A 13578-nucleotide genomic window follows, 5' to 3' on the forward strand; every position below is an offset into this window, starting at 1 on the left:
GCTACCACCTCCCGTCTCTCATCCGTTCTAAATCATATCCGTCCTGCTGAATGCGACTGATGTGCGGCTCTACAATACGGCCAACAACTTCACTATCCATCACGATGGGAGCGCCGCCCTTCGTCTTAATCGCCTGCTCAATCGAACTGAGCGCGCGCAGCATATCCGATGATAAGCCGGATTCTCCTCCGAGCCCTGACGTATGCCCTGCGTCTATTATTCGCATAAGATTCGCCTGTTGCGCTTCAGTAAGCACCATTTCGTTACGCAGGGCCCGGATATCGACTTCGTGACTCATCGGATTAGCGAATTGAGACGCTAGACCGCCGATGTGAAGTTTGTTGATCTGACCGAGGCCGATGACGCCGCCAGTGTGGTAAGTACCTTCGTTCCCTTTTCCACGACTTACGGCACGCTCCGTCTTCATAGAAACATCCGATGTAATTGTCGTGATGCGTTTCGTGATGTCCTTACTTAGAGCAGCGTTCATTCTTTGGGCTTCTGACGTAATATCCGCGACCCGACCTCTTGCAGTACGAAGGTTTGCGATCTCGTCGTCAATCGCTTTAACAGACTTCCGGTACTCATCCGTTTTACGATCGGCAACATTCGTAACATTTTTAAGGTTCGCCTTCGCATCTTGTAAGCGTCCAATCTCCTTATCGATCACTCTCACGCCTTCGCCCTTTTTGGCGTTTAATCCAACTTGACGGAGCTCAAGGTCGATCATTTTCTGATTAACGACATCTAGCTGATTGATATTCTCACGGGTCTTTTGGAGCTCTTGATTCTTAGAGCTCAGGTTTTCCATATTTGTAGAAAACTGTTCTCGTAATCTCTGCAACTTTGTTTGCTCTAAGTTGAGCTCATTTTCAGCTATTGCCACCCGTGCTGTATCTTTAGCCTCTTTAGCTGCCGCCAATTCGCTCTCTTTAGCTGCCACAACTTGTAATTGATCAGATACCTGTTGCTCTAAATCGGATCGCTCTCTCGTCAACGCATTAACTTTTTCTTTTAGTCGTGCTTCTTCGGCTATATATTTAGACATATTGGCCTCAGCTTTAGCCCTTTGGGTTTCCAGTTCCAGCCGGAGTTCCTCGGCTTTTTCTTTGTTAAGACGCTTTAATGCGTCCGTGTTCTTTGCTGCGGCATTGCCTTGCTCGCTGATTGCGGCCGCAGTGTCCGGAGCTTTTGCGATAACCTTATCGTTTAAATCTAAGTAGCGATTAAATTCCTCATTTGTAAGACCTGATTTTTTTCGCAGTTCTTCCTGTTCTTCCTTCATCCGTTTAATGGAATTGGCATCCGTCTCCGTTTTAATTCGATCATTCAAATCGAGATAGTAAACGAATTCATCGGCAGTCAGCTTCGTTTTATTTTGAAGTTTATCGAACTCTTTCGTTAAGCTGCTGATAGAGTCTATTTCCTTCTGCTTCGACTCGGCTGCCTCTAAACTAACGGTGTTCATCTGATCGTATCCCGCTTTCACCCCGACAAGTGCTCCCGCTAATAAAGAGAGCCCGGTGATCACCCATCCGGCCGGTCCCATCGCAACGAACAAACCGCGCACTGCGATTCCGAGTTTCATCATAGAAGACGCAACTAGCGCCACCGCTGCCGCCGCGCCCGCCATTTCGAGGCCCGTCGTAATGATTCCCGGATTCAGTTCGCTAAGGAACTCGACTACTTTCGTACCAGTTTCGACAATTTTTCGGAAAGTAGGTAAAAACTCGTTACCGATCGCAATTCCGAGGCCGTCAAGCGCAGACGTAAACTGTTCGAATGACCCTTTGAGGTTATCCATCTGCGTTTTCGCTACTTTGTCCGCAGTCCCGCCGGCTTCCTTCAGCGTCTTTGAATAATTGCGCAGTCCCTTTTCTCCGACGCCTAAAAGCGTAACGAATCCGGAAGCCGCTTCTACTCCGACGAGCTGTGCCGCCGCTGCCGTTTTCTGCGCTGACGTCATCCCTTCGAACTGCTTCGAAATATGGCCGACGAGTTCCGGTATCGGCTTTAGGTTTCCGTGCGCGTCCTTTACTTCGATGCCGTACTTTTTCATCGCCTTTGCCGACTGGCCTACCGGATTCGTAAGGTGCAAGAGTGACGCACGAAGCGCCGTACCCGCCATCGATCCCTGAATACCGGCGTCTGACATCTTCGCAACGGCTGTCGCAGTATCTTCGATGGAGTATCCGAGAGAGTGCGCGACAGGGGCGACGAATTTCATTGCATCGCCTAATTGCGGCAGATCCGTATTGGCCGTCGTCATCGCTTTTACGAGTACGTCAACGGCATGTCCGGAGTCTTCCGCTTTAATACCGAAGCCGGTCATGATATTCGAAACGATATCCGCTGAACGGCCGAGTCCTTCGCCTGAAGCCGCAGCCAAGTTAAGCACGGCCGGCAACGATCCGACTTGCGCTTTTACGCTGAAGCCCGCCATCGCAAGGTATTGAAGACCCTCGGCCGCCTCGACTGCGGTATATTTTGTTTCGGCGCCCATCTTAGCCGCAATATTCTTCAGATCTTCGAAGTCCTGACCGGTCGCGCCGCTGATCGCTTTAACTCGCGACATGGCCTCTTCGAAGTCAGCCGCTTTCTTAACGGAAACGCCGATGCCGGCTACGACTGCGCCTCCGACCGCAAGCGAAGCCTTTTGGATGAGGCCCATTTGTTTCGAGAGATTCGCAGATGAACGGCCCATTTGATCCATATCGTTTCGAGCTTGCTGAGATCGACGGGACCAGTCCGCCATGTCTAATACGAGACGCGCCCGGATTTCTCCGACTGTTGTTCCGGCCATCTATTTACCTCCTTTCCGAAAATTCCCCTGTAAAGCCCGTAGTTGTTCGAATTTCTCACGGTCGAATTTCACTTCAGGGTGAAGTCCTGCCGCCCGAATCAACGTATTCATGAGCTGTTTATACTCATCGTCCTCACTCGCCCGGTTATTCGTCGCAAGAAGTACGCGAATGTCTTCTATCCGCCTTACCGCGCCTTGCTTCGTCTTGGCGCGTACAAATTTCGGTATGTCTACCATATAAAACTCGTTTTCTATCTGATGCTGCGTGACACCTAAACTGATAGCCGCTTCGATTAGATAATCGTCAATCGTATATGGATCGCCCTCTTCGTCTACTTTTCGAGTTTCGGAAGAAGGCTCTTCACGTTTTTTGCTTGCGAGTCGAGACGGTTCTTTTTAACAGTGAGCGTGATGTACTCGATGATTTCGTCCGTACCGACTTCTTCTCGAATGTACTCGGCATCTACGCCGCTCAATAATGCTGTAATCTCGACGATCTCATCCATACCGACCTCAATCGCGCTTACTAAATACGAGTAGAAATCCGTTTTAGGCGCGCTAAAGACTTCCAGAACGAGAAATGGAATTTTATCGAGTGCCGCGAAAAGCTGTTTCCATTTGGCCGGAGTAAGTTTCGCAACCTCGACCGGATACTTACCGAGCTGGATCGAATCAGTCTCCTGTTTCTTTTTGAAAATGTTCATGCGACTCTCCTTTCGTTAATTAAAAAAGACACCGCCCCTCGACGATGCCTTTCGTTTGTTATTCGCTACCGGTTCCGGAAGAGGTCCCTGCCGTTTCGTCGCCCATAATAAAAAGATCGCCGTCTCCCATCGTGTCCGGATAACCGGTAAACGTTAGGTTAGCGATCCTCTCATTATCGGAATCATACGTATATTCGATGTCAGTCGACGCACCAGCTAATGGAATCGTGAGCCAGTCGTTGGCCGTCGCTTCCGGATCTGTCGGCTTAATTCGTAAAGGCTTCGCATCCTTCAGTAAGTCATATCCGGCTTTACCGCTGACTACTAGCTTCTTTTTGTCTCCGTCAGACACGTACTTACTGTTCGGCACCGCCTTATGAATCTTTTCTAAATCATAGATCGCAAACGGTACGGTACATTCGCAAGTTCCACCCTTTGTCCGTGAGCCTACGATCGAGTCACCGTATTGGTCGACCGTTGTATCCTGCTTAGACATCTGCGCCTTAAAAACGATGCCGCCCTTCGTGATGTCAAACGTCACCATATCCTTACCCTCGCCGTATTCGACGATTGCGGGGCCGATAGGAACTTGAATCGTTTTAATTCCAGCCATCCGTTTTCCTCCTTTATTTTTGCATTAAAAAAGCGCCCGGTCGGGGCGCACTACACAATCGAAATTTAACGAGTATTGAGGACGATCATTATCGTCGTATCCGATAAATAACGGCACCGAATTGGCCGCGCGGATAACAACGATTGAGCTATTACCGATAAACACTTCACGGAGATTCGTTAACGCTTCCTGAAGCTGATACGCTTTCTCTTCGCAGTCCGCGTCGCCCCGCGCCTTTCCTCGTACGATTATTTGAAACGACGGCTGACTCTTTCCGGTCCATTGAGACGGAGGAAATCCGCCTGTAAATCGTACATAAGTACATTCATCTGCCGCATTCCGCGGGAATCCGTTCGCGTAATAAACGCCGTCAACCCGCGACTGTATAAACGAGATTAATTCGGTTATCTTCAACGATTATCACAACTCCCTTCTCACCGCGTCTGCTACGTGATTAATGTATTTCTGCGATTCACCTTTCAGCGGACGTTCCAGATATTTGTTACCGACCGGATAGCCGCTCATGCCGCCGGCACTTGCCGAATTCGGTCCGAGATTGTATTCCGCTTCGTGAGTCCATAACGCATAGTTAAAGCCCTTGTCGACGGCCCGGAACGATACTTCACCAATCAGACTATCGCGCTTTAACGTAACCTTCTTCTTCATGCCGCGACGGAGCGTAGCTTTGTCAATCGGGGCGATATTTTGCGCAAGTCTAGCGAGGTCATCCGTGTTGTCATGCATCGCTGTCTTTGATGCCTGCTCAACGGCTGCCTCTCGGCTATCCAACAACGATAGAAAATCGCCAGCATCCAACGTAAAACTCATACGATTACCTCGGTCAGAATCGGCTTACCACTGACTTGCCGCTTCACGTTTATTTCCTTCGGCTTACGCTCAATGGTTTCGCCTAGCTCGTTCGTGAATGCGAGTGTATCCGTATACCTGATGTCGGCTAATTTATCGACCAAGATGCGCGCCGTAGCTACGACTTCCTCGCTCTTCACAACGCCGGAGGAACGTGAATTCGCAATAGTAGATCCTTCGTCGATTCGGCACTTAATTTCGAACGGCTTGACGCTCACAGGGTTTCCCCACACGTCTATATCATCTGAAGCACGAGTAACGGTCACGGTCTGACGCATCGGTATGATCGCCAATTACATCACCGTCGCTTTTACGGTCCGGCCGCTAAGTTTTACGTCGTTCGCTTCTTCGATCAAGTCGATTGTCTTTTTCGGTATGAGAGACTCATCGTCAGCTCGAAGCGTTTCCTTATACGTAAACGACCCGACGCCGGTGATTGAGTAAGACGCGATGCCATGCTTATTCAGGCGGTTCGTATCGTTATAAGCAGTCGCAAGCACATTCGTAAACTCGTAAACTGCGTCGTCAGGAATGACGTACTTACGAAATTTTCGAGCCAAGACGTCCTCAGCTACGTTTAGTACACGCTGCTGCTTTGCGTCGTCATAGTCGTTCCAATCCTCGTTATCGATTGTCATTCGGTTAATATATTCGTTTGCAGCTTCTACGCTTAAAGCCATACGCACAGCCCCCTTATTTTCCGGAGGACTTACGTGCAGGCTTTTTCGGCGCCTTAGCCTCCGCCTTTTCCGTCTCATCGTCTGACGAAATACAGCTAATCCATCGCGGACATAATGCATTCAACTGCTTGATTTCGGCAGGCACATCGGTTTCATAAACGCCTTTGTGGTCGAAAACAATCGTCTGGTCGGTGCCTACGGAATAAAACGGAGAAGCCTTATAGACGGCCATTATTACGAGCCAGCTCCCTCTAACGCTTTAATCCGCGCGATGATGTCGTCATACTGCGCCTTGGTACCGAACCCGTCCGCTCCTTTTGGTCCTGGGTCGCCTTTCGGACCGGGATCGCCTTTTGGTCCGGCAGTCCCACCGCTTTCTTGTAACTCCTGAATGATGTCACCGAGCTTTAGATCGTTGGCGACTGGCATAGATTCATTTAATCTCCGTTTCTGATCATCTGTAATTGCCATTGTTGGCCTCCTTTCAAATTAAAAGACGGGCCGAAGCCCGTCGATTGTCTTTAAGATACAGTTGTCGAGATATTTTCGAGGATGGCGATTTTTTCGTTCGCGTTTTTGATCTTGATTCCGTATTCGCCACGGATCTGGCGCGCAACAAAGTCAGCTCCCGGAACTGTGGCATCCTCGTCGTAGACAGAGCGCTCGCTCAATGGATGCAGAGAGAGAATGTTACGGTCAAACAAAGCGATTTTGTTCTTAGGGAAGTTTGGATCGACGATTACAGTCGCCTCGCCTCCGCCTACCATGTCAGAAACAAAGGTGCTCACTCTGTGGCCTGTAACTGTGTCCGTTCTCTCTGTGCGGATAGTATCTTTCGCCAATTTTGAAATTTGACGAGCTCCCGCAGTATTGGTGAGAATCGTGTTAGCAGATCCGCCTCTTAAATAAACTTGTTCCATAACATCGTTAATTGCCTTAGCTCCAACCTCTTCGCCTTTTAAGTTAGCTCTAGTAGCATTTTTCAAGCTAGCGAAGTGTAGAAGACCACCCGTTGTACGAGGCTTACCGTCAATTCTGCGGCCATAGATCAACCAGTCGTTAAATTCCCGCGCCATCTCTTTAAGACGTAGCTTTACTTGGTAGTCAAGCTCACTCGTCACATTGTGTGTGCGGACCGCTTGTTGGGTTTTTGATACAGCAGCATACCTTTCGATAATTTGCGTGAAGTTGTAATCTACATAACGGTCATGACCTTCATCGATACCGACACCAGCGCCTTCATTTTGCGGACGGGAAACGATGCGCAGCTCAGAGCCCGCCTTGATTTCCTCTTGAACTGTTCCGTCAAATCCGCGAACAACCGTCAGCACATCGTTGGACACGTTTGTGACTTTCAGATACTCTTCGCCAATAACAACGATGGCATCTTTACGGAACTTCTCCCCGTCATCTTCCGCCACAGTAATTTTTCCGTCTTCCGCTACCGATTTAACAGTCGCGAGGTTTGAGTTCAGTCGGTCAGACATCCACTCGAATTTAGTCTGATAAAGTGCCTCTCCGTTTAAGCCGATCAGACCAAGCAACGTTGGTTCATCCTGAATAATAAGTTCAATCCCCGCATCAAGCTGCCGTACCTGATCTTTAAAATCGTAACTAGTTAACATTTATTTTCCCCCTACTTCTTCAAAAGTGATTTCAATTTGTTTGAAAGCTCGATAACCTTCGAAAAATTCTTTTCTTTCCTTGCTTCGCTTAGCTGCGCTTCTAACGTCTTGATTTCTCCGCCGTCTCCGTCTCCTCCGCTATTAGAGGGTTGGCCGATCGGCTTCAGCGTTTGCTGTTTCGCAACCAAGTATGGTTTATTGTCAACGAGCCCCTTTACAACGTCCTCCATGCCGATTACTTTTCCGTCCTCAACCTTTACCGCGGATAGGTCAGCCAGACGTAAAGCGTCGTCAATGTAGGCGATGCCGTTGCTCGTAGCAACCTTGATAAATTCGTTCGCCACTTTTTCCTGTTCAGCAGCCGCTTTTAAATCTTCGATCTGCTTTACGAAGGCGGCTTCAGCTTCGGCCTTTTCGTCGAGCTGTTTCGTAAGCTTTTCCAGCTCGGTCATTTCCGCCTCTTCGCGTTCTTTCTGGGCTTTTTCGTAGTCGCTGAGTTTCGCCTTCACTTCGTCATAGTCAGCGTACTTGTTCTTAACGCGCCCCTTTTCGCGAGCAATTACAGCGTTAAATTCCTCTTGCGTCATAGTCACCGTCTGCACTTCAGGTTTATTTTCCGGCACCTCAGCCGTAGTTTGATCGGTAACCTCGCTTGTTTGCGTTTCTTTAAGTTCTTCGCTCATACAGTCCCTCCACCGCTTAAAGCCCGTCGGCTATTGAGTGATGCAGCCGTTTCTTTTAACGTCATAACGTTCGGACAAAATAAAAAAGCGCTACACGGCGCTTGATGGGTTTCTTATTGTAGAAATTACGTGCTTACAACGCGGGTGAAATATCTCCCCGGTCGCTTTGAGTTCGTCATATGTCGGATAATTGCCGGGAGCATCGTCAGTCAGCTTAATGATTTGTCCCTCGTGGAGACGGCATAGATCCTTCGCTCCGTGCGACGAAATTTGCGCATAATATGCGCCACGACTTACCGCCTCATTCGTATGGGCTTCCCGGTAGATTTCCATCATTTTTGTACGGACGACCATGTCCGCATACACTTCCGGCTTCCATCGATTTCCCCTCGCGTCAATAATGCCGGTATTCACCGAAGCCCAAAGAGACTTGCGCACCATATCCGTTATGCTCCGCCGTCCGTTCGTCCCTTTGGTCATATTAAGACGCATCGAATCCGACACGGCTTTCCTCACGGCTGCTCGCGTCTTCCTATCGACGTTTTGCGTAATCGCTAGTAAATCCGACTGCGTATCCGCTACAGCAGCCGCAACCATGTACTCGTTTACCTCGTTAAAAGCAACGACCTTTTCCGCGTCCGCCACCGTCTTTGCTACGTCCAGAGCGACCAGTGCACGCGCAATACCATCGGTGGCCGCCTTCGGAACATTCTTTTTGACCCATGCGGAAGATTTTTCGTCTAAATCGCTGAGGATCTCGCTAATAGATTTCAAGGTCGCCAACGCGTTAGCCCTTCGAAAATTATCGAGGTCAATTCGTTCAAGCTCCGCCAAGATGTCTCGTACCGCTTCCTGATAATACCCGGCAAGTCGATTCGTCTGATAATCGTATTGAGGCTCAGGAGAACGAGGCATTAACTATCGCCCTCCTCTGCGATTTCCTCTTTATCCTCGTCCGAAGGGTTCTTTTCCGGTTCTTCCTTGTTGAAAATCGCCCCGTCAACAAAACCGCTCGTCGTTTTTTCGTCTTCTTCAATGCGGCGAATGATTTCGTCAGCTTTCTCGTCGTCCACATCGTCCTGCTGTTTAATGGCTCCGCGAACATCAATCGTAGGCTTGCCGCCTGTACGGATTTGCATAATCTCAGCGAGCTCTTTTTCATTCTTCGGAAGTCCGTCGCTCCAAATAGCCCGCGGATAAACCGCATTTTCAACATCAATGACCCCGACTGCTTTTTCGAGCAGCATACACGTCCAAAGGGCATCGCGTATTGCTTTATCGTAATGGGCGCGAATACGTTTTATTTTCGAAAGTATAGGCATGAATCGAGCCTTTATCGCCGCGCCGTCTGTATGCGAAGTCCCGGTACCACCAGAATTATCTCCGGACATTGTTGTTCCGAAAAGCCATTGTGGAGTTTCAGACATCTGAAAGACAATACTCAATAGCAAGTCGAGCTGTTTGAACGCGGCGTCAAGCTGCGCCTGCCACACCATATATCCGGGCGTTGGGTCGTCTTTATTTACCGGGATGTATTTGCCTCCAAACTGGACGGCTCCGTTAGTCGCCTCTAAATCCGGACCATACGCTGTAGGATCACTGTGTTTCCAAAGAATATAATCGATCTGAACAAGCCGATCGTTGATCGCTGCGAATACCGTTTCAATCTTCTCCAATCCGCCAATACCGAAATAACTGTCATCGATAGACTTGTATGGGATGTGAAAGACTGGGATGTGCGGGAGGAATGTTTCTTCGTGGTCTTCTTCGCGACCCGTCGGCACCTCTTCGCCTACATTGAAAACGCTGATTGGGGCGCCACCGGAAACATCGACGCCGTTCTGGTATAGTCTGTATCGCGCATAGAAGATATGGCCCGGTATATGGCGCTCTACGTTTAGGAAAGGAATTTCCGTCTGTTCCGTCTCTACCCATTCAACTTGGGCTATATTGACCGCTTTGATCTGCTTAACGTTTCCTGCCGAAAACTCAGGGAAAACGCAATTTGCATTAACGTGCTCAACAACGGCCTCCATTTTCGCGTCTTCCGGAACCTCTAAGCCCATCGCGACGAGCTCGGAATAGTCTTGTTGATAACCAAACCGCACTTTAATCCACGCGTCACCGCGATATCCGTTCGACATGGCGCTCTCGTGCAGCAGTTGGTTGAGGTCGTTTTCTTCTACGTATCTGTTGAGCGCTGTTTGCTCTTTGCTAGTGTCATCCAGCCCGCTCTCAAAATGAACAGGCTCTCCGACGAGCATATCCGCGGGCTTGGTGACGAGTATGTCCGCCAGATTAACCGCAATGTAGAGCTTTTCGAGCTGTTTCGATTGTGGCGAATCTTTTAATATGTCCGTAGCCCTTTCGTACACGTCTCGGTGCTTTCCTTCGAAGAGCTTACGCATACGCTTATACTTCGCCAACCTCTCGATTGAATCATCCGGAGGAAATTGCGCGCCTTCCCGAATGATACTGTATGTCTTTTTGACTGTGTATTCATCCGAAGGCTGGTCGTGTTTCTTTAGTAAGTTGAAAAACCCCAACGCTATTCCTCCTCTCCGATAATGTCAGCCAGTTCTTCGAGTTCCTTCTCGATATCTTCGTTGCTTCGGGCGCCTCCGTCAGCTTCATTGGTCGTTATCTGACGATCGGTCAACAATCCGTGACGACGCATGAACAAGTCGATAGCTTTAACTGAAGGCTGCGGTCCTTTTATCAGCTTTAGGAGCTGTCCGTATACTTCGGACCGGTGCCCGGAAAGCATGTCGTCCGCTAATAGGTTCATGTATTCGATGAATATCGGATTTTGAAACCGCCATCGATAGAGCGTCATACGACTTACACCGATTTCTTCGGCCAGCGCGTCCTGACTTCGTTTGTTCCCGTCTTCGGGCGTGACTTCATTACTCGCAACGACTTGCGCTGCCTTACGTTGCTGAAGCGTTAGTTTTGCTTCCAGCTCTTTCATCCGCGACATTTTATCGCCTCCTTTCTTATAGCCATCCCGGCTTCTTCACCAGCCTTGTTTTCGGCCTGAATACGGATTCGAGCGCCTGCTGAAGCGCGTCGAGTGAATCAACGTAATCGCCGAAAGGATACTGCGCCATCTGATCGAGAAGCATCGTGTGCCTATCGTTCAGAATCAACGTTTTGTTATGCAGCATCGGCTCCATCGACTGAATACGCTCGTCTTTCGAAGATTTATGCGATTTCACATCGTTCACGCGGCACGTATAAAGACCTTCCTGCCGGACCCGCTCCTGAAGCTGACGGTAGTATTCGTGTTGCGCGTTAATCGTTTCGACGTTGAAGGAACGATGCCGGTATTGTTTGATCTTCCGAATAATGACGTCAATGTATACGTGCGCCGGCTCCTTCGACGCGTATTCATCAAGTACGAAAATGTATCCCGTCGGCTCGTGTTTGCCGAGCGTAATAACCGAGTTATAGCAAGACCGCGCATTCTTACCCTGCGCGATATCCCACGCGCCGACAATTAGAAGATCACTGACCGGTATTTTCAATTCGTTGTACACGACGTATGCTGTTCCGTTCTCGTAATAATAGTGATAATAAGCGTAGTTATCCGGGAAGAAGAACTGCTCGTCTTCACTGAAAGCCAAGTTTCGGAATTCCGAGTTATATGCACGCGTTCCCATGTTTACTTTCTCGTGCATGAGCTCGCGATAGGTCCAGCGCCAAGGCCACGCCAGTTCGACGCCGTCCTCCAACGCCTCTTTATGCGCTTCGTAAAATTCGTCAGCCTCTTCGATCGTTTCCGCTCTCGCATAGACCTCGCAGTATTTGTCCCATAATTCCGGGTGTGTTGGCTCGCTTATGATCGCTCCGTGAAAGCTCGCCTTGAAATCCTTACGCTTCAGAACGTGGTTAAGAAGCCCGGTCGCCGAAACCATTGTCCCGACTAACACGATCGCAGTCGCCTTGGACCCGATCGGAACAACGACCGAGTTAAACCAATGAACGAGCTTTTCCCGCGCTTCCTTGGTTCCTTCGTTGTTTGTCGATGATGGGTCGTCAATTATTACGAGGTCAGGCCGGACAGCTCCGTGACGTTTACCGCGAAGCTGCTTACCGGAGGATGACGACTCGATAAGGATATTCGTCGTTGTAATGAACGCCTCTTCGTTATCCTTTTCGTTGCGGCTTGCCGACTCGTGCATCATAGGCCCAAAGTCTTCCCGGAGTTTGGCGTTAAATTTCATTTGCTTGTTAACCCATCCGATGAGCTTTTTCGAGAGCGAATCCGTCTCTGATATAACGAGAATATATTTCCGCTTTCTATAAGCCGCCTGATGTAACGGCAAAGCGTTCGAAAACATTCCGGATTTTGAGTGGCCCCGGGCTGCCGCGATTGCAAGACGCGCGTTCCTTTTTTCTTCGTTGACATAATCGCAAAGCTCAAAAAACTCTTCGTGTATCTTCGCGATATCTTCAATGCCATCGTGGGGCGTCCCGTCATCCGAGTTCCTTACGACGTTATCCTCGTTTTCCGGATTTAGGCCGTCGCTCAAATACTCGTAGGTGAAATATGCGATATCCACCTCGGCACGATGAACGCGCTTCAGTTTAATTAATTCGGCCTTGTTCTTCCGGAACATATCGATATGGTAATCGGTGGCTTTTTTCGCTTTAATGAGGGCCGCTAATCGACGCACACTCTCGATCAATAAGTCGATACGTTCTTGCCGCTCTTCACGATCCAACCATTTTCCGTTAATGTACGCCAAATTATCGCCCTCCTTTCGCTTGACTTTCGTTATTATTTTCGTTAATATGAATTTAACATATTGAGAACGGAGTGAAATTCGAATGAACGAAGTCCAACCGATTAGAGAAAAACGCCAAATAAACACAATAAAAAAAGCCCTTCGCGGGCGTGATCTGCTTTTATTTACGATCGGAATTAATTCCGGCCTACGCATTTCCGATATACTTGCGCTCAAAGTCGGCGATGTGCGCGGAAAGGACTTCGTTGCAATTACGGAAGGGAAAACGAAGAAGTCAAAACGTTTCTTCTTCAATGCCGCTATCAAGAAAGCCGTTGCCGACCTGATTCCGACCGAAGCAAACGACGACGACTGGCTTTTCCCCTCTCGGAAAGGTTCGAAAGCTATTACTCGCGTTCGTGCATACGGCATCCTTAACGAAGCTGTTGAGCGCGCCGGCCTCTCGGAGAAGCTCGGCACAATCGGCTGCCACTCGTTGCGTAAGACTTTCGGCTACCACGCGTACAAGAACGGCACAGATCTTACGCTACTTCAATCAATTTTCAACCACTCGAAGCAGTCGGTCACGTTGAGATATATCGGAATCAATCAGGACCGGATCGACGAAGTATACGCGAATGTTAATCTATAAGACGACGGGCGCCCCAACGTTTGAGCCGCATCCAACGTAGGTGTGCTCGTCTTTTTTCGTATAAGCCGGTCGACGCTACGACTTCTTCCTGCCGCTTCCGTATTTCTGCTCCATACCGCAGCAGGCACATCGACTTGCAATCGCATACTTCGAAATGGCGTGAACAATTGGACGGGGCACAGTGGGATTCCATTTGCTTATTTGTCATAGGCGACCGCCTC

Annotated in this window: 17 protein-coding genes; 1 reads left to right on the forward strand and 16 read right to left on the reverse strand. The window is 49.2% G+C overall.

The genetic code is table 11. The annotated features are described in order from the left end of the window. Position 1: 1 nt before the first annotated feature. The 16 genes from SB847_RS10720 to terL all read right to left on the reverse strand — a co-directional run bounded on the left by SB847_RS10720 (position 2) and on the right by terL (position 12726). On the reverse strand, positions 2-2803 hold the full coding sequence (locus tag SB847_RS10720) for a phage tail tape measure protein (RefSeq protein WP_410577714.1): 2802 nt from the start codon (positions 2801-2803) through the stop codon (positions 2-4). Further along, a complete protein-coding gene (locus SB847_RS10725; RefSeq protein WP_410577716.1) occupies positions 2804-3040 on the reverse strand; it encodes a hypothetical protein in 237 nt (78 codons plus the stop codon). Positions 3041-3135: 95 nt separating this feature from the next. Then, positions 3136-3507 (reverse strand): hypothetical protein, encoded by a 372-nt coding sequence (locus tag SB847_RS10730; RefSeq protein ID WP_082998414.1) that lies wholly within the window; start codon positions 3505-3507, stop codon positions 3136-3138. Between the two features lie 58 nt (positions 3508-3565). After that, complete coding sequence (locus SB847_RS10735) at positions 3566-4120, reverse strand: hypothetical protein (RefSeq protein WP_029973260.1); 555 nt, start codon at positions 4118-4120, stop codon at positions 3566-3568. 24 nt (positions 4121-4144) lie between these two features. Next, positions 4145-4534 carry a minor capsid protein gene (locus SB847_RS10740; RefSeq protein ID WP_033575287.1) on the reverse strand — a complete coding sequence of 130 codons (390 nt, stop codon included), beginning with the start codon at positions 4532-4534 and terminating at the stop codon, positions 4145-4147. Between the two features lie 6 nt (positions 4535-4540). Beyond that, positions 4541-4948 (reverse strand): hypothetical protein, encoded by a 408-nt coding sequence (locus tag SB847_RS10745; RefSeq protein WP_410577718.1) that lies wholly within the window; start codon positions 4946-4948, stop codon positions 4541-4543. Then, complete coding sequence (locus SB847_RS10750; RefSeq protein WP_164971744.1) at positions 4945-5280, reverse strand: hypothetical protein; 336 nt, start codon at positions 5278-5280, stop codon at positions 4945-4947. Before SB847_RS10750 ends, SB847_RS10745 begins: the two co-directional genes overlap by 4 nt. Then, entirely contained in the window at positions 5281-5667 is a 387-nt protein-coding gene (locus SB847_RS10755) for a hypothetical protein (RefSeq protein ID WP_014470943.1), read from the reverse strand. 13 nt (positions 5668-5680) lie between these two features. After that, entirely contained in the window at positions 5681-5899 is a 219-nt protein-coding gene (locus SB847_RS10760) for a hypothetical protein (protein WP_410577721.1), read from the reverse strand. A 2-nt stretch (positions 5900-5901) separates the two neighbouring features. After that, the gene (locus tag SB847_RS10765; protein ID WP_410577723.1) at positions 5902-6138 is read right to left on the reverse strand and encodes a hypothetical protein; all 237 of its coding nucleotides are present in this window, start codon (positions 6136-6138) and stop codon (positions 5902-5904) included. A gap of 50 nt (positions 6139-6188) precedes the next feature. Further along, complete coding sequence (locus SB847_RS10770) at positions 6189-7292, reverse strand: SU10 major capsid protein (protein ID WP_410577725.1); 1104 nt, start codon at positions 7290-7292, stop codon at positions 6189-6191. Positions 7293-7303: 11 nt separating this feature from the next. Continuing rightward, positions 7304-7975: a phage scaffolding protein gene (locus tag SB847_RS10775; RefSeq protein ID WP_326253980.1), complete on the reverse strand. Its 672-nt coding sequence runs from the start codon at positions 7973-7975 to the stop codon at positions 7304-7306. 90 nt (positions 7976-8065) lie between these two features. After that, on the reverse strand, positions 8066-8890 hold the full coding sequence (locus SB847_RS10780) for a phage minor capsid protein (protein WP_410577727.1): 825 nt from the start codon (positions 8888-8890) through the stop codon (positions 8066-8068). Beyond that, complete coding sequence (locus SB847_RS10785; RefSeq protein ID WP_410577729.1) at positions 8890-10521, reverse strand: phage portal protein; 1632 nt, start codon at positions 10519-10521, stop codon at positions 8890-8892. Before SB847_RS10785 ends, SB847_RS10780 begins: the two co-directional genes overlap by 1 nt. A 2-nt stretch (positions 10522-10523) precedes the next feature. Next, positions 10524-10955, reverse strand: a complete 432-nt coding sequence (locus SB847_RS10790; RefSeq protein WP_046341194.1) for a phBC6A51 family helix-turn-helix protein — start codon at positions 10953-10955, stop codon at positions 10524-10526. A 16-nt stretch (positions 10956-10971) separates the two neighbouring features. Continuing rightward, on the reverse strand, positions 10972-12726 hold the full coding sequence (terL, locus tag SB847_RS10795; RefSeq protein ID WP_029973274.1) for a phage terminase large subunit: 1755 nt from the start codon (positions 12724-12726) through the stop codon (positions 10972-10974). Between the two features lie 82 nt (positions 12727-12808). On the opposite strand from terL, the gene SB847_RS10800 reads away from it, so the two are divergent. Then, entirely contained in the window at positions 12809-13357 is a 549-nt protein-coding gene (locus SB847_RS10800) for a site-specific integrase (RefSeq protein ID WP_410577731.1), read from the forward strand. Positions 13358-13578: the final 221 nt, after the last annotated feature.

Source organism: Bacillus sp. SIMBA_026 (assembly GCF_046535335.1).
In the GTDB taxonomy this organism is placed as follows: Bacteria; Bacillota; Bacilli; order Bacillales; family Bacillaceae; genus Bacillus; species Bacillus velezensis.

Excerpts from the sequence above, each read along its gene's own strand:
- SB847_RS10770 (WP_410577725.1), bottom strand. The coding sequence starts at position 7,292 with ATGTTAACTAGTTACGATTTTAAAGATCAGGTACGGCAGCTTGATGCG.
- SB847_RS10720 (WP_410577714.1), bottom strand. The coding sequence starts at position 2,803 with ATGGCCGGAACAACAGTCGGAGAAATCCGGGCGCGTCTCGTATTAGAC.
- SB847_RS10755 (WP_014470943.1), bottom strand. The coding sequence starts at position 5,667 with ATGGCTTTAAGCGTAGAAGCTGCAAACGAATATATTAACCGAATGACA.
- SB847_RS10725 (WP_410577716.1), bottom strand. The coding sequence starts at position 3,040 with ATGGTAGACATACCGAAATTTGTACGCGCCAAGACGAAGCAAGGCGCG.
- SB847_RS10800 (WP_410577731.1), top strand. The coding sequence starts at position 12,809 with ATGAACGAAGTCCAACCGATTAGAGAAAAACGCCAAATAAACACAATA.
- SB847_RS10735 (WP_029973260.1), bottom strand. The coding sequence starts at position 4,120 with ATGGCTGGAATTAAAACGATTCAAGTTCCTATCGGCCCCGCAATCGTC.
- SB847_RS10775 (WP_326253980.1), bottom strand. The coding sequence starts at position 7,975 with ATGAGCGAAGAACTTAAAGAAACGCAAACAAGCGAGGTTACCGATCAA.
- SB847_RS10765 (WP_410577723.1), bottom strand. The coding sequence starts at position 6,138 with ATGGCAATTACAGATGATCAGAAACGGAGATTAAATGAATCTATGCCA.
- SB847_RS10790 (WP_046341194.1), bottom strand. The coding sequence starts at position 10,955 with ATGTCGCGGATGAAAGAGCTGGAAGCAAAACTAACGCTTCAGCAACGT.
- SB847_RS10745 (WP_410577718.1), bottom strand. The coding sequence starts at position 4,948 with ATGAGTTTTACGTTGGATGCTGGCGATTTTCTATCGTTGTTGGATAGC.
- SB847_RS10780 (WP_410577727.1), bottom strand. The coding sequence starts at position 8,890 with ATGCCTCGTTCTCCTGAGCCTCAATACGATTATCAGACGAATCGACTT.
- SB847_RS10760 (WP_410577721.1), bottom strand. The coding sequence starts at position 5,899 with ATGGCCGTCTATAAGGCTTCTCCGTTTTATTCCGTAGGCACCGACCAG.
- SB847_RS10730 (WP_082998414.1), bottom strand. The coding sequence starts at position 3,507 with ATGAACATTTTCAAAAAGAAACAGGAGACTGATTCGATCCAGCTCGGT.